The sequence below is a fragment of the Tenacibaculum piscium genome (genome assembly GCF_021390755.1).
GTDB classification, from domain to species: Bacteria; Bacteroidota; Bacteroidia; order Flavobacteriales; family Flavobacteriaceae; genus Polaribacter; species Polaribacter piscius.
In genome coordinates, this window is record NZ_JAJGWR010000001.1 from 521,719 (window position 1) to 540,565 (window position 18,847).

13 protein-coding genes and 4 tRNA genes are annotated in these 18,847 nt (G+C 31.2%); 6 read left to right on the plus strand and 11 right to left on the minus strand.

Annotated elements, in window-relative coordinates; all coding sequences use genetic code 11:
- Nucleotides 1–67: 67 nt before the first annotated feature.
- From L0U72_RS02440 to L0U72_RS02450, 3 genes are all read right to left on the minus strand, one after another.
- On the minus strand, nt 68–493 hold the full coding sequence (locus L0U72_RS02440) for a DUF2147 domain-containing protein (protein WP_193700286.1): 426 nt from the start codon (nt 491–493) through the stop codon (nt 68–70).
- A gap of 72 nt (nt 494–565) precedes the next feature.
- Entirely contained in the window at nt 566–1,093 is a 528-nt protein-coding gene (locus L0U72_RS02445) for a KdsC family phosphatase (RefSeq protein ID WP_101916478.1), read from the minus strand.
- 22 nt (nt 1,094–1,115) lie between these two features.
- Nucleotides 1,116–1,895, minus strand: coding sequence for a Rossmann-like and DUF2520 domain-containing protein (locus L0U72_RS02450; protein ID WP_233898312.1), 780 nt, complete (start codon nt 1,893–1,895; stop codon nt 1,116–1,118).
- A gap of 73 nt (nt 1,896–1,968) precedes the next feature.
- On the opposite strand from L0U72_RS02450, the gene bshB1 reads away from it, so the two are divergent.
- Complete coding sequence (gene bshB1, locus L0U72_RS02455; protein ID WP_233898313.1) at nt 1,969–2,685, plus strand: bacillithiol biosynthesis deacetylase BshB1; 717 nt, start codon at nt 1,969–1,971, stop codon at nt 2,683–2,685.
- A gap of 86 nt (nt 2,686–2,771) precedes the next feature.
- Nucleotides 2,772–2,847 (plus strand) — tRNA-His (locus tag L0U72_RS02460).
- Between the two features lie 119 nt (nt 2,848–2,966).
- Here L0U72_RS02460 and L0U72_RS02465 read toward each other — a convergent pair.
- Nucleotides 2,967–3,869 (minus strand): lysophospholipid acyltransferase family protein, encoded by a 903-nt coding sequence (locus tag L0U72_RS02465; protein WP_233898314.1) that lies wholly within the window; start codon nt 3,867–3,869, stop codon nt 2,967–2,969.
- Between the two features lie 92 nt (nt 3,870–3,961).
- Here L0U72_RS02465 and L0U72_RS02470 point away from each other — a divergent pair, with 92 nt between their 5' ends.
- Nucleotides 3,962–4,606 carry a rhomboid family intramembrane serine protease gene (locus tag L0U72_RS02470; protein WP_233884111.1) on the plus strand — a complete coding sequence of 215 codons (645 nt, stop codon included), beginning with the start codon at nt 3,962–3,964 and terminating at the stop codon, nt 4,604–4,606.
- A gap of 682 nt (nt 4,607–5,288) precedes the next feature.
- Here L0U72_RS02470 and L0U72_RS02475 read toward each other — a convergent pair.
- The 4 genes from L0U72_RS02475 to L0U72_RS02490 form a co-directional block, all read right to left on the minus strand.
- Nucleotides 5,289–5,361: transfer RNA gene (locus tag L0U72_RS02475), tRNA-Gly, on the minus strand.
- A 43-nt stretch (nt 5,362–5,404) separates the two neighbouring features.
- Nucleotides 5,405–5,477: transfer RNA gene (locus tag L0U72_RS02480), tRNA-Gly, on the minus strand.
- 44 nt (nt 5,478–5,521) lie between these two features.
- Nucleotides 5,522–5,594, minus strand: a tRNA-Gly gene (locus tag L0U72_RS02485).
- 142 nt (nt 5,595–5,736) lie between these two features.
- Nucleotides 5,737–6,183: a GNAT family N-acetyltransferase gene (locus tag L0U72_RS02490; protein WP_233898315.1), complete on the minus strand. Its 447-nt coding sequence runs from the start codon at nt 6,181–6,183 to the stop codon at nt 5,737–5,739.
- Between the two features lie 561 nt (nt 6,184–6,744).
- On the opposite strand from L0U72_RS02490, the gene L0U72_RS02495 reads away from it, so the two are divergent.
- Genes L0U72_RS02495 through L0U72_RS02505 form a run of 3 tightly spaced genes read left to right on the plus strand, consistent with a single transcriptional unit; the run spans nt 6,745 to nt 15,684 of the window.
- Nucleotides 6,745–12,786, plus strand: coding sequence for a gliding motility-associated C-terminal domain-containing protein (locus L0U72_RS02495; RefSeq protein ID WP_233898316.1), 6,042 nt, complete (start codon nt 6,745–6,747; stop codon nt 12,784–12,786).
- An 11-nt stretch (nt 12,787–12,797) separates the two neighbouring features.
- Nucleotides 12,798–13,712 carry a PorP/SprF family type IX secretion system membrane protein gene (locus L0U72_RS02500; RefSeq protein ID WP_101916825.1) on the plus strand — a complete coding sequence of 305 codons (915 nt, stop codon included), beginning with the start codon at nt 12,798–12,800 and terminating at the stop codon, nt 13,710–13,712.
- A 25-nt stretch (nt 13,713–13,737) separates the two neighbouring features.
- The gene (locus L0U72_RS02505) at nt 13,738–15,684 is read left to right on the plus strand and encodes an OmpA family protein (RefSeq protein ID WP_233898317.1); all 1,947 of its coding nucleotides are present in this window, start codon (nt 13,738–13,740) and stop codon (nt 15,682–15,684) included.
- A gap of 68 nt (nt 15,685–15,752) precedes the next feature.
- Here the strand turns inward: L0U72_RS02505 and L0U72_RS02510 are convergent, their stop codons facing one another.
- From L0U72_RS02510 to L0U72_RS02520, 3 genes are all read right to left on the minus strand, one after another.
- Entirely contained in the window at nt 15,753–16,499 is a 747-nt protein-coding gene (locus L0U72_RS02510) for a DUF4184 family protein (RefSeq protein ID WP_233898318.1), read from the minus strand.
- Between the two features lie 68 nt (nt 16,500–16,567).
- A complete protein-coding gene (locus L0U72_RS02515; RefSeq protein ID WP_233898319.1) occupies nt 16,568–17,746 on the minus strand; it encodes a tyrosine-type recombinase/integrase in 1,179 nt (392 codons plus the stop codon).
- A gap of 400 nt (nt 17,747–18,146) precedes the next feature.
- Nucleotides 18,147–18,842 carry a BRCT domain-containing protein gene (locus L0U72_RS02520; protein ID WP_233898320.1) on the minus strand — a complete coding sequence of 232 codons (696 nt, stop codon included), beginning with the start codon at nt 18,840–18,842 and terminating at the stop codon, nt 18,147–18,149.
- Nucleotides 18,843–18,847: the final 5 nt, after the last annotated feature.

Here is an 18,847-nt window from a genome sequence, read left to right on the forward strand (position 1 = left end):
CACGAAATAACACAAAAAAAACTCCAGTTTTACTGAAGTTTTTCGTGTTTTTTTATAATTTTTGATATTATTTTTTTCGATGCCAATACGCGGTTCTACCAAAAACAGCAAAACCGATATAGCCTCTAATTTTTAATTTATCAGCATTTTCAAGTTCGATATAACATTTATATTCTTTCCCGTTCTTAGGGTCTACAATAGTTCCACCGCTCCATTCCTTGCCATCTTTTTGTAAGCCTGTTAAAATATTCATGCCTAAAATCGGCGTATTTTTACGTTTTCCTTTACATTTATCACATACTGCTTTTTGCCTATTTTCGTCTGTGATTTTAATGATTTTAGCAAAAGCTTTTCCGTCTTTTTCATATACTTTAATTACAGAATCAACAGTGTTGGTTTCTTCATTACGATTTTCCCATTCGCCAAAAATAGATTGTGAATTCATCGATGTTGTAATCATCAGTATTAAAATACTTAAAAATAATTTTTTCATGTTTTTAGGTTTTTTTTAGGGTTTTATTAATAATTAATTAAAATAACTTCAAAAATTGCTCCAAAAAATTCATTAATCATACTGAGCATCAAAATTTTCAGCCCATTTTCCTTGTACTCTTAATACTTGTTCTAATACATCGCGTGCGCAACCTTCGCCACCATTTTTATCAGAAATATATTTTGAAATTTGCTGAATTTCTCGAACAGCATCATTCGGACAACACGGCATTCCAACTAATTTCATTACAGGATAATCAGGAATATCATCGCCCATATATAACACATTTTCTGGGTTTAAATTGTACTTGCTGATAATTTCATTAAATTGTTTAATTTTATCATGAGCGCCTAAATAAATATCGGTAATTCCTAAATTCGCCAAGCGAGTACGCACGCCTTCATTTTTTCCTCCAGAAATAATACAAACTCTAAATCCTGCGTTTACGGCAGTTTTTAAGGCGTATCCATCTTTAATATTCATTTGACGGACTAATTCACCATTTGGGAAAACGGTAACAATTCCGTTTGTTAATACGCCATCGACATCAAAAATAAAGGTGTTTATTTGCGGTAATATTTCTTTATAACTTTTTTCCATTTTATTAATTTTTTGTATTAATTTATTTTTGAATTGAATCTTGAATTGAATCTTGAATTGAATTTTGAATTGAACTTGTAATTAGTTGATATATAGTTTGTTGTTCTTTATTTAATAATTCTAAATGATTTGCAATTGTTTGTGTGTCATTTCTTTTAGCAGGACCAGTTTGTGCTTTTTCTGGTGATAATTTTTGAATCTTCAGTGCAGTTTCTTCAATTAAAGGATGTAAAATTTCAAAAGGAACGTTATTTTCTTTACAGATATCATTTCCGATTTTATACATATGATTGGTGAAATTATTTACAAAAACAGCCGATACATGTAAAATTTTTCGTTGTTCGGAATTGATAGTGTATATTTTTTTTCCAATTGAAGATGCTAATTTTATCAATAATTTTAAATCTTTTTTTGTAGAGGCTTCTAAGCAAAACGGGATTTTATCAAAATTAATCTTTTTATCTTTTGAAAAACTTTGCAATAAATAAAAGACACCTTTTCTGCTATTATTTTTCAACGAATCCAACGAAACACTTCCTGAAGTATGTAGCACTAAGCTATTTTTTTTATTAATTTTTGAAGAAACTGCTGAAATAGCATCATCAGAAACGGCAATAATATAAATATCTGCATCGGCTAATAAATTAATGTTATCAGTAATCGCAACGCGTTCTTTCAAATGGATAATTTGCTGTATATTTCTAGCATACATTTGTGTTAATAAAACTTTTTTAGTTTTATAAAAAGCGTTTGCTAAATGTATGGCAACATTTCCACCTCCAATAATTACAATTTTAATCATAAGTACGAAGATATTGAATTTATGTGATGTTTTGTAGTGGTTTTTGTAAATTAGCCTATCAAAATAAAGAAACATGAAGTTAGATATATTAGCATTTGGAGCGCATCCAGATGATGTTGAATTAGGTTGTGGCGCTACGATTTCCAAAGAAATATCGTTTGGTAAAAAAGTAGGAATTATCGATTTAACTAGGGGAGAATTGGGAACTCGTGGTTCTGCGGAATTGCGACATATAGAGGCTACCAATGCAGGAGCTATTTTAGGAGTTTCGGTGCGTGAAAACTTAGGCTTTGCTGATGGTTTTTTTATCAATGATAAGGAACATCAATTGGCGGTTATACAAATGATTCGAAAATATCAGCCTGATGTGGTGTTGTGTAATGCTGTTGATGATAGACATATTGACCATCCAAAAGGTAGTGATTTGGTATCAAATGCTTGTTTTTTAAGTGGTTTAATCAAAATTGAAACGACATTGAATGGTAAAATTCAGGAGAAATGGCGACCAAAACAAGTTTATCATTATATACAATGGAAAAATAGTAAGCCAGATTTTGTAGTTGATGTAACAGGTTTTATGGATAAAAAGGAAAAATCGGTGTTAGCGTATGCTTCTCAATTTTTTGATCCGAACAGTAAAGAGCCTGAAACGCCGATTACAAGCAAAAATTTTACAGACAGTATCAATTATAGAGCAAAAGATTTAGGAAGATTAATTGGTGTTGATTTTGCAGAAGGCTTTACATCAGAACGTTACGTTGCTGTTGATAAAATAACGGATTTGATTTAAAATAAAAATTAAAAAAAAATCAAAAAAACTTAAAAAAAGTTTTGCAGAACAGATAAACTGTTATATATTTGCACTCGCAATTAAATGGTGGTTGTAGCTCAGTTGGTTAGAGTATCGGTTTGTGGTACCGAGGGTCGCGGGTTCGAATCCCGTCTTCCACCCAAAAATAAAAATCCTTCTTTTTTAAGAAGGATTTTTTTGTGCATAAAATTTAAATTAGACAAAAAAAGGGCAGACCTATGTATGTGTCTGTCCTTTTTATTTTTTATGATATTAAAAAGTTATTTCTTTCTGATTTTAAGCCATTCTTCATATTTGTTTTTGTGCTTAAAACGTTTATGCGACCATAAATAAAAAGCGGGTTGTGCTTTAATATTTTTTTCTGTGATAGCTAAAAATTTATCTGTAATTTGATAATTTTCAAAATCATTAGGCGTATCAGTGATTAATTCAAATGTTGTTTCAAAATATCCTCGTTTTATTTTAGTGGTATTCATATTGATAACCACTAAATTATATTTTTTAGCTAAAACTTCAGGACCTGTGTGTACAGGTACTTTCTCGTTTAAAAAATGTGTCCAATATCTGGCTCTGGCTAATTGTGGCGATTGATCGCTTAATAAAATATATAAACTTTGAATATTTTCAGCTTGTCTTTGGCTAATTTTTTTATAAAATAACTGTGTTGGTACGCCGTCAAAACCGTATTTACGTCTTGATTTTTTTAATACTTTTTCAAAATAAGGATTCTGTAATTTAGTATAAGCTCCATAAGAACTGATATTAATTTGTTGTGGTAAAGCGAAAACCCATTCCCAATTTGCCTGATGCGCACCTGTTAAAACAATGCTTCGCCCTTGCTTAGCATATTTGTTTATTAAATCGGCATTTACATATTTGTAGCGTTTGTCTAGTTCTTTTTTACTGATAGCAAAAGATTTTATACTTTCAAAAATAATATCAACAAAATGACTGCTAAATTCTTTGGTTAATTGTTTAATTTCAGCATCACTTTTAGTAGGAAAAGCTGTTCTTAAATTGCTTTCGATTACTTTTTTTCGATAGCCGATAATATAATATAAGATGTAAAAAAAGAAATCTGAAAAAAGATACAATACTGGCATTGGCAATCTTGAAATTATCCAAAGAATAGGATATACGAGTGCAAAAACTAAAAACTTCATATATTAAATTTTAAAAATGCAAATATCGTATTAAAATATGAATGATTTACTTTATTAAGTTTTGATTATGTTTGTAGCTCTAAACAAAAAATATGAATCAAATTATTGTACTATTAATAGTTGTAAATGTTATTATTTCCTATAAAGGATTTAATGATATTATTTTTTTTAATCGCTATAAATTTCAAATTCAGCAAATTATCAATGGTGAGAAAATCAGAATGTTAACTTCGGGTTTTTTACATGCCGATTGGATGCATTTAGGATTTAATATGTATGCGTTGTATCTTTTTGGAAAAACAGTTTTAGTTAATTTTGGAGTTCCTTATTTTTTGATTATTTATTTTGGAAGTTTGTTTGCGGGAAGTGTTTATACGTTATATCAGCATAAAAAAGATTTTTATTATAGTGCTGTTGGAGCATCTGGAGCAGTTTCTGGTGTGGTGTTTTCGGCAATTATGTTGTATCCTGATATGACTTTAATAATGTTTCCAATTCCACTTCCTTTGCCAGGCTATGTTTTCGGAATTGGGTATTTATTATATTCGATTTATGGAATGAAAAATCAGGCAGATAACATTGGTCATTCGGCACATTTGGGCGGTGCGATTGGTGGTTATGTACTTACTTTATTACTTAAACCAAGTGTTTTTGAAAACAATATGATAATGATTGGTATTATCGGAGTAATTATTGTTGGATTATTTTTATTTGGCGATAAACTGAAGATAAAATAATTTTATTACCGTTTTTAAAGATTTTTTTTTGAAGCAATTTCCCGCTTTCTGCACTCGCTTTTTTTTGAAGAAAAATCAAAAAAAGAGCTCAAACAAATGCTTCAATCGGGGCTAGGCATTTGTACTAAAAACTAAAAGATAGGGTTTCAATTAAAAATTAAACAAATTATTATTATTTTAAGAGTCTTTTTAAATTTTATTTCAATAATTTTTGTAACGTCAAAATTGCAAGGCAAGGGGTTAAAACCCCTTGTTTTAAAAATAAAAATGCGTCAAAGGGATTTTATTTCAGTTTCGCATCCTTATTTGCTGTAGTTATTCCGTTTTTTTGATGATTATTGTCAATTCGAGTGATTTTAATGACGAAAAGGAATTAAAATTGTATCGAGAATTTGAATTATTTTTTTTGATAAATTTTAATTGACTTTACTATTAAATAAGTTCTTGATACAATTTTTTTGCTGATATATTTTGTAGATGTGAACAGGCTTTTAAATTGATGACTAAATTTAGTAGATAAGTCTAGCCCCGATTGAAGCAATTGTTTGAGCTCTTTTTTATTTTTCTTTTGAAAAAATAAAAAAAGCGAGTGCGGAAAGCGGGAAGTAGCTACAAATAACTTTTCTATTGAAATATATGTAAAACAAAAAAATCCGAAAACATAATGTTTTTCGGATTTTTGAGCGAAAGACCAGGTTCGAACTGGCGACATTCAGCTTGGAAGGCTGACGCTCTACCAACTGAGCTACTTTCGCATTGGTAAATAAAGATTTTTAAAGTCTATCTTCTAAAGACTTGAGCGAAAGACCAGGTTCGAACTGGCGACATTCAGCTTGGAAGGCTGACGCTCTACCAACTGAGCTACTTTCGCATTGGTAAATAAAGATTTTTAAAGTCTATCTTCTAAAAGACTTGAGCGAAAGACCAGGTTCGAACTGGCGACATTCAGCTTGGAAGGCTGACGCTCTACCAACTGAGCTACTTTCGCATTGGTAAAGATTTAATTGCAATTTCTTGCAATGCTTACTGAATGTATTTTAACTGTTATTAAAACAATAATAAAAGACTATCGCTAAGCGGTTGCAAATATATAACAGTTTTTTAAAATTACAATAACTTTTTGTGTAAAATTAATAAAATTTCTCATCTAATCTCATAACTTTCAGAAAATGAAAGCCATAGATTTCAAAACCTTCATTATAATAAAATTTATGCGACTTTCTGTTTCCTGTATAGGTGTTTAATTCCATTACTTCACAGCCTTTTTGTCTCGTGTAATCATAAATCCAATTAAAAAATTGTTTTCCTAAATTTTTTCCACGGTAAGTTTCATCGATAAAAACATGGTCAGGCTCTACGCTTTTACCAATATAATGGCGGGTACTGTACCATAAACCACAAATACCGATTAATAAATCAGCATCAAAAAGACCGATACATTCATAAGTTGGATAATTTGCCATCTCTAAAACACGTTCTTTTAAAATATCGTGTGGCGTTTTGGTATTTGCCTTTTTTAATAATGGAAGAATTATGAGTATTTCTTTAGTTGGAATTATCCTGAAATTAATGTTCATCTTAAATAAAAATAAAATATTCTACAAAAATAATTAAAAAAGTTAAAAATAGTGTTGAAATTCATCAATTAACTCATCGTCTTACTTGTATTTGGTTATTTTTTTAATTTAAGTCTTTTAAAATGCTTTAAAATACGTTTTATGAAAAAAATATAAAAATTTGAAATAACTAAAATAATGTGACTTTATTTTAAATAAAGTGTCAATACAGATAAGTATTATTAGGTATCAAAAAATAAGATTATCTAAATAAAATATTTTTTAATGACAAATTATTAAAAAATAACCACTCAATTCAATGTGTGTTATTTCACCTTAAATAGATATTATATTTGCCAGTTAATAACGATAGTTATATATTTATAGCGTTAAAAAGACTTTTTTAGTATTTTTTTTAGAAATCGAGTGTTAGGTAAATAGATATATTATATTATAATTAACTAAATTTGTTTTGAATATAATTTATTCTTACGTATAAGAATATTGTGAAAAAGTGATAATTAATAAAAAGTATCGTATAAAGAAATAAGTTGTTGTAGTTTAATTTTAAAATAAAATTTTATGAAAAAAAGTTACTTAAAATTATTAGCTAATACGTTTTGTTTAGCATTTTTTTTATTTCCTATAATTGTTAATTCCCAGGTTATTTCAACTTGGGGTAATTTATCAGGGGCTATACCTGAAAATAATTTTTCAACAAGTAGTTATTCATCTATAGCGGATGGAACATCATTTGTTAAGGTTGATGTTACTAGAACAAATTCATCAACAGTTGGAGGTACTATAAATGCAATAGCTCCAGCATTAACTTTGGCAAATAGTTTTAATAATGGAAGAGCTAATGTTGGTGTTTCTGGTAACACTTATACTTATACTTTTAGTGAACCTGTATTTGTTAAAATTAGTTCAGAGGAACATAGTGAGTTTTTTAAAAATGAAAATATAAAAATTTCAAGCACAACAGCAGGGGTTCAATTTTCTGGTAGTTTTGTAAATGGACAAGCAGGGCATTCTATAGAAAGTAACAACACGTCATCTGTTCATTTTATTTCTGATGGTTCAGCAACTACAGCAGGAACTTACTGGCAGGCAGAAAGTAACATTGCTGTAACAAGTATATCAGTTGAGTATTATGTAACTAATGGAGTAGAAGCAGTTTCTTCAGAGCCATTTACATTAAATTTAGCACCAACTCCTTTTATTCGTTTAGATAGTGGTAATGTTACAGGAGCGGGAGGTATTGACTTAAATTCATCAGCTTGCTCGACAGGTTCTGAAATTTTAGACAATACCAATACGGGAGCAACTTCTATATTAAACGCTCCTTTTGGAATACAATCAATGACTGTTACGCTAACAAACGTACAAAATGCAGGTGAAGAAGAACTAACAATGAAAGGTGCTTTTTCAGGTTTAATAGTTTCAGGAAACAATACAACTTCTTTAACATTTACAAATGACGGAACAGCAACTAATCAGGCTTTTAGAAGTTCGTTAGATGATGTTTTTTATACAAATAGCGCAGGAGTACCAAATACAACAGTAAATAGAATTTTAGATATTCAATTAACAGATATAAATGGTGTTGTTTCAAATATTGCAAAAACGACATTTCCTGTTTTTAGAGGACCTGTAGTAGGTTTAACAAACGGGCCTCTTTTTGTGCTAGAAGGCTCTGGTAATATAGATTTGTTTACAGCTTTAGATGGCTCGCAAGATGCAGGCGGTACTTGGGTTGATGTAGATACTACAGGAGCATTATCTGGTAGTGTTGTAGATGAAAGTTTATTACCATTAGGTGGAACAATTTTTAGATATGAAGTAAGTGGAACATCTCCTTGTAATAAAGCAACAATCACGATTGTAATTATAAAAATAAGTAATAATGAAATAGGGCTAACTTCATCAACCTCATGTGGAGAATTGTTAACAGAATATACAGACCCATTATATTCAGCCAATTCTGATGATCCTATTTTCTTATTTACAAGTGGTAGTGGTGAGTTAACTTCTCCACAGGGAACTGCAGGTACTATATATGATTGGTATAAATTTAATCCAGCATCTAACTCTTATGATACTTATGCATTAAATTCAACAGCAACTCAAACAGGTTTAACTGATGGAGGTTATTTAGTTGTTAGAAATGATGGAGGCACAGTTGTAGAAGGAAGAGCTTGGGTATGGAATACCTCATTAAGTTTAGATATTGGGGCAGACCAAACCGTTTGTGCTGGAGATACTCTTAATTTAAACGGAGTAGGTTCTGTTACAAACCCAAAATACACCTATTACGACCCAAGACCAAGGCCTTTAATTTTAACACCAACAACAAAAATAACAGTAACTTTTGATGCAACGCATACTTATATATCAGATCTAGCTTTTTATTTAATACCTCCAGGTGGTGATCCAAGACCAATTATAGATGGAGGAAATGCAATAATGTTAGCACCTAAGGGTAGTAGCTGTAATAGCGGTGATAATGTATCAGGATTAACATTTACTAATGATCCAGGGGCAGGTACTTTTACTATGTGTAGTTCTCCAAAACCAACTACACTTTCAGGTATTTTTAATAGTTATTATGAAGATCGTGACTCTTCTAATGCTCCAACTTTTATCGATTGGTCTACTCTTAATAGTGAAGATGCTCGTAAAGGAGGATGGGCTGTTCAGATATATGACTGTGTAGGTCAGGATGTTGGTCGTTTAAAAGGAGCTGTTATTAAATTTGATGACGGTTTAGGGAATGTCGTAACGTATTCAAGTGGTTCTATAGATGTAGAAATAAAGGATAATTCATGTACTGCTTCTAGTGCTTCTATATATGTGGTTCCTTTTGTTCCTCCTGTACTTAATATAAATTCAGTTGTTTCTTTAGTTGATGGAATTGGTTTAAGTGGTACTTCAGGTGGTTATCAGTGGTCTTATAGTACAGTTGGTGCTACAGGTCCTTGGGCACCTTTTGAAAATACAACCTTAAGCCCTTCTCGAATATTTAATGAGGATACTTGGGTTAGATTACAAGCCGATAATGGTGTTAGATGTGTTACAGAAGTAATAAAGAAAATTACAGCAGTCGCTAAACCTAAAGCAGGTGTTGGTTCTGACAGTTATGTTTGTGTTGGAGATGCTTCAGTTAATTTATCATCATTATTAACAGGACAAGATGCAGCAGGAGTATGGAGTGTTTCAGTTGGTTCGCCAAATAACCCAGCAGCAGATTTTAATGCAAGTACCGCTACATATAGTCCAACGGTAAGAGGTGTTTATCAATTTGATTATACCGTTACAGCAACAACGCCTTGTGTAAATGATGTAAGTACAGTAACTGTATTTGTATCAGGTAATTCTGTGACAGCAGCTTCAAACACACCAACTTTATGTATAAATGAAGCTCTTACAGATATAACACATCAAACAACAGGGGCTACAGGTATTGGAGTTGCACAAAATTTACCTACGGGTATAACTGCTGTTTTTACTTCTGATAATATAATTACACTATCAGGAACACCAACGGTTAGTGGAGTATTTAATTATACAATTCCATTAACAGGAGGTTGTGGTACTCTTGTTAATGCTACAGGGAAAATTACAGTAACAGCAGATATGACTGTTACAACTGTACCACAAACAGTAACAACTATAAATACGGCACTTACAAATATAACTCACACAACTACCTTGGCTACAGGAATCTCAAATGATGGTATTTCAGGAGCTAATGGATTACCACAAGGGGTAAGCGCTAGTTTTTTATCGGATAAAATAACAATTAGTGGTACGCCAACAGTTTCAGGAACGTTTAATTATGAAATAGACTTAACTGGGGCATGTAAGCCTTTAAAAGCAACAGGAACGATAATTGTTAAGAATGCTTTATTAGCTGATAATGAAACTTTAGGAACAGCTTCAGCACCATTAGCATCAGGAACAACGGATGTTTCAGCGGGTGAAGTTTTAACCGGTGATACCTTAAATGGTGTTCAAGYAACGACGGCAAAYACAGATGTAACGCCAATAACGACAGGAAATATCTTAATTGATGCCGACGGAAATGTAACGATTGCAGCAAATACGCCAACAGGAAGTTATCCTGTAACATATACGATTTGTGAAAGTGGGGTTAATCCAGCAAACTGTACAACGGCAACAGTAACAGTGGAAGTAGTAGGAGAATTATTAGCTGATAATGAAACTTTAGGAACAGCTTCAGCACCATTAGCATCAGGAACAACGGATGTTTCAGCAGGAGAAGTTTTAACCGGTGATACCTTAAATGGTGTTCAAGTAACAACGGCAACTACAGATGTAACACCAATAACGACAGGAAATATCTTAATTGATGCCGACGGAAATGTAACGATTGTAGCAAATACGCCAACAGGAAGTTATCCTGTAACATATACGATTTGTGAAAGTGGGGTTAATCCAGCAAACTGTACAAAAGCTACGGTAACGGTAGAAGTAGTAGGAGAATTATTAGCGGATAATGAAACTTTAGGAACAGCTTCAGTACCATTAGCATCAGGAACAACAGATGTTTCAGCAGGTGAAGTTTTAACCGGTGATACCTTAAATGGTGTTCAAGTAACGACGGCAACTACAGATGTAACGCCAATAACGACAGGAAATATCTTAATAGATGCCGACGGAAATGTAACGATTGCAGCAAATACACCAACAGGAAGTTATGATGTAGAATATGAGATTTGTGAAAGTGGAGCAAATCCAGACAACTGTACAAAAGCTACGGTAACGGTAGAAGTAGTAGGAGAGTTATTAGCCGTAGTCGATAAATTTACTTCAATCAACGGAAAATATGGAGATATAACCGTAAGTGTTTTAGAAAATGATACCTTAAATGGTGTAAAAGTAATTCCATCAGAAGTGAATTTAACGGTTGTAAATATAGCTAAAGGCTTAACATTAAATTTTGATGGATCTATAACAGTTGCTCCAAATACATCAGCAGAAACTTACGAAGTAGAATATAGTATTTGTGAGAAATTAAACCCATCTAATTGTAGCACGGTAATTTCAAAAGTAGTTGTAGGTGAAGCACCTATTTTAGCGGTATCAGAAACATTGCCAACGATAAATGGAATTACAGGTGCTGATAGTGCAAGTGTTTTGGCAGGAGATTTATTAAATGGAACTCAAGTTATTCTAACAGATATTAATTTAACGCCAGGAACAGCACCAACGCCAGCTAACGGTAGTATCACCATGAATACTGATGGAACTATAACAGTAGCTCCAGGAACAACGTCAGGAACGTATGATTATTCATATGAGATTTGTGAGAAATTAAATCCATCTAATTGTAGCACGGTAATTTCAAAAGTAGTTGTAGGTGAAGCACCTATTTTAGCGGTATCAGAAACATTTACAGAAATCAACGGAAAAGATGGTGGAAAAACGGCAAGTCTTTTACAAAATGATAAATTAAATGGACAACCTGTTGTTATAGCAGATGTAAATTTATCAATACTAGGAACTTTACCAACGGGCTTAACTTTAGATGTTTTTACAGGAGAAATCATAGTTGTATCAGGAACGGTAGCTGGAGATTATAATGTAGAATACAGTATTTGTGAGAAATTAAATCCAGTGAATTGTAGCACGGTAATTTCAAAAGTAGTTGTAGAATCAGTGGTGACAATTATTCCTGTAATCGATGATTATACAGAAACACCTGTGTCGATAGGAGGTGTAATAGAAAATGTAACAGCAAATGATATTTTAAATGGAAATCCTGTAGTAATAGGAACAGCAGTTGGAGAGGTAACCTTAACACCTGATCCAAACGGAACAAACCCTGATGGATTTATTTTTGATGAAAATGGAAATATTACAATTGCTCCAGATACTGCGGCAGGGGATTATATCATAGAATATGAAATTTGTGAAAATGGTTTAATTTCAGGAAATTGTGAAACAACAACAGTTAAAATTACTGTAAAACCAGTTTCAACAATAGATCTAATAATAGATGATTATAATCAAAACCCTACAGGAGTAGGAGAAACTACTGAAGCTGTGACAGATAATGATACATTAAACGGTAATCCTGTAGTAATAGGAACAGAATTAGGAGCGGTAACATTAACGCCAGATCCTAACGAAACTAACGAAGATGGTTTTACGTTTAATGCTGATGGAACTATTACAGTAGCACCTGATGCTACACCAGGAACATATGATTTAGAGTATCAAATCTGTGAAAATGGAGCAAATCCAATAAATTGTAAAGTAGCTACAGTAACCATCGTAGTTGTATCAGAATCACTTCCTTGTGGAACGCCATACAATATTATGACGCCTGACAATGATGGTGAAAATGATAGTTTCTTTATCTCTTGTATTGATAAACCAGCGTATAGTAAAAATACGGTAGAGATTTTTAATAGATGGGGAAATACGGTTTATAAAGCCTCAGGATATAATAATTCGGATGTTTCTTTTAAAGGGATTTCAAACGGACGCGCAACAATCACAGTAGATGAGAAATTACCACCGGGAACTTATTATTATGTTATTGATTTAGGAGATGGATCAGCACCGAAAGCAGGTTGGTTATACATAAATAGATAAAAAAAAGAGATATGAAAATTAGATATACACTGCTATTAATTCTTTGCGTTGTACTTGGAGTTACTGCTCAGCAAGATCCACAATATACGCAATACATGTATAATACGATGAGCGTTAATCCAGCGTATGCTGGTTCTAGCGGACATTCAATTATCAATTTGTTAGGACGTACGCAATGGGTTGGTTTAGATGGCGCACCCGATACACAAACGCTAAGTTATGATACTCCGCTAGGTTATAGCGGAGTTGGTTTAGGAATCAATTTAACGAACGATAGAATTGGACCTGCGAGTGAATTATTTTTAGATATCAACGGATCTTATACGATTCGTACGAGTGATGAAGGAAATTTATCCTTCGGATTAAAATTAGGAGGTCGTCATTTAAACGTAGATTGGAGTAAAGGACGAGTTAAAAATGTAAACGATAAAAAAATACAAGGAAATATCAATAAGTTTCTACCAACGATAGGAGCAGGATTGTATTACTATACGAATACATGGTATGTTGGAGGAGCGATTCCTAATTTCATAAGTACGGATCATTATGATGATGTAAGTAATGGTGGAGATATCGCAACCGAACGCATGCACTTATTTTTTATCGCAGGATATGTTTTTGATTTAAGTGATAATATCAAATTTAAACCAGCAGCTTTGGTAAAGGCAGTAAAAGGCGCTCCTTTATCAGTAGATGTATCAGCAAATTTTATGTTTAATGAAAAAGTAACAGCAGGATTAGCGTGGAGATGGGATGATTCGATAAGTGCTTTATTAGGTTTTCAAATCACTAGAGAATTGTATCTAGGTTTTGCTTATGATTTAACCTCTTCAAATTATAGCAATTACAATTCAGGAACATACGAAGTAATGTTACGATATGAAATGTTTAAAGAACAAGCGATAAAATCCCCAAGATTCTTCTAAATATTTTTAAAGAAAATTAAGCGATATGAAAAACACACTATATATATTAATTTTATTGATAAGTACTGCTAGTTTCGGACAACGAAAATACGCAGCAGATAGGTATTATAAAGAATTTGCGTATAAAAAAGCAGCAGAATTATATGAATCTATCCATAGAAAAGGAGATACATCTTATTTAGTTTTAAGCCGTTTGGCAGATGCTCAATATTTTAATTTTGAGTTTGAAAAAGCGGAAAAAAACTACTCAAAATTAATGGATTTTCATGAGAAAATAGCTTCTAGTAAACATTTATTTAGATACTCACAAGTATTAAAAACGAATGGAAAAATAGCGGAATCAGATAAATGGCTTTTGAAATTACGAGGCGAAAATGCGATGGATAGTCGGGTGAGATCATTAGAGCAAAACAAAAATTATTTTTCAGAGTATTCTAATAAACCGAAAACGTTTATAAATATTCATAATATATCAACGAATACAAAATATTCAGATTTTGGCGGTTTTATTTATGAAGATGCACTTTATTTTGCATCAACAAAACCGAAAGTAAAGAGTGATAAAAAGCTTTATAAATGGAATAAACAACCGTTTTTAAACATCTATAAAGCGAAGCAAAAAAACATGATTGCTAAGAAAATGTTGGATGTTGAAGAAGCAACAATGTTGGAGGATTTAAGCTCAAAATATCATGAATCGAATATGATTATCACCAAAAAAGGTAAAAAAGCCTATTTTACACGAGATAATTATGATGGTCGAAAATTAAAAGGTGATGAGGATCAAGTCTCACATCTTAAGATTTATAGTGCAGATAAAATAGGTGATTTTTGGGGAAATGTTCAAGAATTACCATTTAATAGTGATGCTTTTTCATGTGGTCATCCAGCGTTAAGTGCTGATGAAAAAACGTTGTATTTTGTATCAGATATGCCCAATGGATTTGGAGGTACAGATATCTATAAAGTAGCGATTTTAGAAAATAATAAGTTTGGGAAACCTGCGAATTTAGGAAAAGCAATCAATACGGAAAGTAGGGAAATGTTTCCTTTTATCGGAAAAGATAATGAGTTGTATTTTTCATCTGATGGTCATTTAGGTTTAGGAGCTTTGGATGTTTTTGAAGCGAAATATGATGGTGAAAATCATTTGAATCCAGTGAATTTAGGAAGTCCAATAAATGGTTCTTTTGATGATTTTTCCTTTGTGATAAACAAAGAACATTCGCACGGATTTTTCTCATCAAATAGAAAAGATGGAAAGGGAGATGATGATATTTATAGCTTTATCATTTATCAATGTAAAGAAGATATCAAAGGAATAATTAGTGATTCTCGTACAGGTGAACCAATTTCGAATGTTGTGGTTCAATTAATGAATCCTGCAGGAGAAGTGGTTTCTTCTATAAAAACAGGACGAACAGGTGCGTATCTTTTTGAACAAAAAGATTGTGAACATAATTTTGTAGTTGTAGCATCAAAAGATGGTTATAAAAATGTGAAAGAAGAAACGGAAACGCTTGATGTAAATCAACAAGATGTTGTTGTGAATCTTAATTTACAATCGTTAATTGTTGGAAATCAGATTGTAATCAATCCCATTTATTTTGATTTTGATAAGTCAAATATCCGAGAAGATGCGGAATATGAATTGGAAGATATTGTAACGGTAATGAATACGTATCCAGAATTGGTGATTAAAATCGAATCGCATACGGATAGCCGAGGAGGTAAAGATTATAATAGGAATTTATCAGATAGCCGAGCAAAATCAACCCGTGATTATATAATTTCAAGAGGAATTGCATCAAACAGAATAGAAAGCGCGATTGGTTTTGGAGAAGATAATTTACTAAATCATTGTGATGATGCGAATAGTAGCAAGTGTAGTAAAGAAGAACATCAGAAAAACAGGCGTTCTTACTTTTACATCATCAAAGGAAATGAAAGTGTAAAGGCAATAAATGAGTAAGAAATCAGTAAAAAATAAATTATTAGTCAAAATAACAAAAACACGAAGTTCGCTTCGTGTTTTTTGGTTTATAGGTTTATTTTTATTTTGTGATTTTGTCTTTTCAAAAATAAAAAGACAAAGGAAACTATTGTTATCGCAATCATTATCGAGCTTATTGTACTTACAATGATATTTCCGTATGCTGTTATTTGTAAGCCGTTAAAAAATCGAATTATTAAAATAACAATTGTTACTAAACTGATAGCTATCCAATAAGTACGATTAGGTTTAGATACTATTATTTTCTTTTTTTCTTGCTTTTTAAAAGACCAAATAATGACTAATCCGCCTACCAGCGTACTTAAATGTTGCAATACTTTAAAGTATGAAATTTGAGAATTTAATATTTTTTTATTCAGTTGAAAATAGTTCGTAAAAAAAGTGTTTTGGTGTGTAAAAGAATCCCAAAATAAGTGAGAATACGCTCCAATTAGAATAGATAAACAAACAATAAACCAATTTTTAATAAAATAATTATTCCAGTTTAAATTTTTTAGGTGAGTTGTTCGTATTTGAATATATTTAGGTGAGTTTTCTAGCAGTGGTTTTTTAATAATAAGATGAAAAATAAAACATAAGAACAGTCCTAAAGGAAGGTTAAACCATAGCGTTCCAAGTATGGTATGACTGAAGTTACTTTGAATTTTTATTCGTATAAAATATTCAAAATCAGGCATTAAACTACCAATTATTAATGCGGTTAAAGAAATCCATTTTCCAAAGATATTTTTAAGCGGTAAAACAATTGCTGGATGCGAAAAGGTAAACGGCATTTTTTTATATTGATTTTATTTTATAAAAAGTAGTTTAAATAACTCGAAAGATAAGGAAATTACCTGATTTAAATATTAAGCCTTGCTTTTTGAATATTTCCACTCGCTTTAAATGCTGTTTTTGGTAGATATTCTTCGGTTTGCTTAATTGAATAATGCCTTGCTTGGTTTCTAACGTCAATTGTTGGGATTCCTAGATGCAAATAATTGGTAATTCCTGTATCTTTTAAAGAATACCATTGATAAAATTTACTAAATTTTAGCTGTTTTTTGTATTTGCTCCAAGTATCCGATATTTTTTTTGGTTCTAATTGAGTTTCTCCAGGTTTAAAATTATCATCAGAAAATAGAAAATCCGAATTTTTAGCATTTTTTAAATGTTCAATCAAAACGTGTATTAATTGGCTTGGAATAGTTACGATTTGCGATTTTCTGTTTTTGCTTACATCAGCAGGAATGCTAATAATTCCATTTTTTAAAATAACATCAACAACTTTTAATTTTGTTAATTCAGTTCTTCTGATTAAACAATAAAAAGCGGTATAGCATAAGAAAAAATAATGTTTGTCGTTTTTTTCTAAATAATTAAAAATTTCTGTTCGTTCTTTTAGTGGAATGATAGTTCTTATTTTTTCTGATACTTTAATTTTATCAATAAATCCTGTAAAATCTACTTTTATATAATCTCTTTTGATTAGCCATCGATTAAAAAGACTGATAAATCCTAAATAATTGTTGTGTGTTCTGGCTGAATTTTTACGTTCATAAAAAATCATATCTAAAAAACTACGACAAAATTTTTGATTAAAGTAAGAAACTTCACAATTTGCTTGTTTTTTAAAAGTTAAGTATACTTTTAGATTTTTGATGTAACTTGTGTAGGCTCTTAACGTATCAGGGCGTAAAGAATCCTTGATTGTTTGTTGATTTATTTGATGTAAATAAATATCAAATACATCAAATAATTTTATTTTTTCAGTTGGTTTTTCTTGTGCTTGTTTGTAAGGAGTCCAACCTCTCATTAATTGGTCGTTTAATCTAGCTATAATAGATTTTGCATATATTCTTCTTTCTCTTTTATTCTTAATGTATTTTACCCGATGTCTTTTTCTTTTTAATCGTCTGCTTGGATCAGATTCGTATGGATCTATGGCATAATAAACAATTTCCCAAACTTTATTTTCTTTTAATTCGGCAGGAACATAATTGATAAAAGGTAATAGGTTGCTCTTTTGAAGTTTTGACATTTTTTTTTACGTTGATTTTAAGAACAAAATTAACGGTAAAAAAGAATATATTTTGGCGAGCTTTTGACGCATTTTTTTGTATACAAAAAGAAACCCTTTAAAATAAAGGGTTTCAGAGTGTATTGTAGCGAGAAGCAGATTTAATTCCTCGCGTAAAAAGCAAACCAATCTCTGATTATCAGCAACTTACAATTAAAAAACGGTGTTTTTTTTGCTTGTAATGGTGCGTTTTTGGTGCGCGTTAAACGCTTGTAAATGTTTTATTTACAGGTACTTAGGTTGATAACTCACTCTTCTTCCGTGTCAATTTCGTCAATTAAACGCTCTAAATCGTTTGCTAAATCGCCATTTTCATCACCGATAATTAAGGTTATTGTAGTGGTGTTATCTTTCATGTTTTTTATGTGAATAATTCAATGAAATCATTTTCATTTAAAATTTTTATTCCATAATCTTCTATTTTTTGCATTTTAGAAGGTCCGGCATTTTCTCCAACAATCGCAAAATCTAAACTCTTAGACATTCCTCTATTATGACCGCCAACATTTTTTATTAAATCTGCCATAGAATTACGGTTTTGATAATTCTGAAAAGTTCCAGTTATTAATATTTTTTTATCATAAAATAAATGACCCTTATCTTCAATTTCTAAATCTGTACTTTTTAATTCTTTATCTATTACTTTTGAAGCGTATTCTCCTTGTTTTTCAAAATCATAATTAGGGTTTTTTCTCTTTTTTTTAGTTCTTAATTTAAAACCTTGATATTTTAAAAGACTATTAAATGATCTTTCTTTAAAAAAAGCTATTTCTTCTTCTAATTTTTCAAAGCGATGTATTAATATTAAGTAAATAGCCGTAACAGATAAATAAGATATTTCACTTCCTTCAAAAGACAGATTCCTTGTAAGTGTAGTTTTTAAACCATATTCCGAACACCTATTCCCCGTTTGCTTTACATGGTGATTAAAAACTTCGTCATTAACATTAAGCATTATCTTGAAGCTATCAACACTCATATATTCCATCCAGAAATTAGGTTCTAATTCTTTAATAAAGAATAAATCTTCTAAATTTTCAATTTCTTTTTCTTTCATTTCTT

Excerpts from the sequence above, each read along its gene's own strand:
- L0U72_RS02440 (WP_193700286.1), bottom strand. The coding sequence starts at position 493 with ATGAAAAAATTATTTTTAAGTATTTTAATACTGATGATTACAACATCG.
- L0U72_RS02445 (WP_101916478.1), bottom strand. The coding sequence starts at position 1,093 with ATGGAAAAAAGTTATAAAGAAATATTACCGCAAATAAACACCTTTATT.
- L0U72_RS02450 (WP_233898312.1), bottom strand. The coding sequence starts at position 1,895 with ATGATTAAAATTGTAATTATTGGAGGTGGAAATGTTGCCATACATTTA.
- bshB1 (WP_233898313.1), top strand. The coding sequence starts at position 1,969 with ATGAAGTTAGATATATTAGCATTTGGAGCGCATCCAGATGATGTTGAA.
- L0U72_RS02465 (WP_233898314.1), bottom strand. The coding sequence starts at position 3,869 with ATGAAGTTTTTAGTTTTTGCACTCGTATATCCTATTCTTTGGATAATT.
- L0U72_RS02470 (WP_233884111.1), top strand. The coding sequence starts at position 3,962 with ATGAATCAAATTATTGTACTATTAATAGTTGTAAATGTTATTATTTCC.
- L0U72_RS02490 (WP_233898315.1), bottom strand. The coding sequence starts at position 6,183 with ATGAACATTAATTTCAGGATAATTCCAACTAAAGAAATACTCATAATT.
- L0U72_RS02500 (WP_101916825.1), top strand. The coding sequence starts at position 12,798 with ATGAAAATTAGATATACACTGCTATTAATTCTTTGCGTTGTACTTGGA.
- L0U72_RS02505 (WP_233898317.1), top strand. The coding sequence starts at position 13,738 with ATGAAAAACACACTATATATATTAATTTTATTGATAAGTACTGCTAGT.
- L0U72_RS02510 (WP_233898318.1), bottom strand. The coding sequence starts at position 16,499 with ATGCCGTTTACCTTTTCGCATCCAGCAATTGTTTTACCGCTTAAAAAT.
- L0U72_RS02515 (WP_233898319.1), bottom strand. The coding sequence starts at position 17,746 with ATGTCAAAACTTCAAAAGAGCAACCTATTACCTTTTATCAATTATGTT.
- L0U72_RS02520 (WP_233898320.1), bottom strand. The coding sequence starts at position 18,842 with ATGAAAGAAAAAGAAATTGAAAATTTAGAAGATTTATTCTTTATTAAA.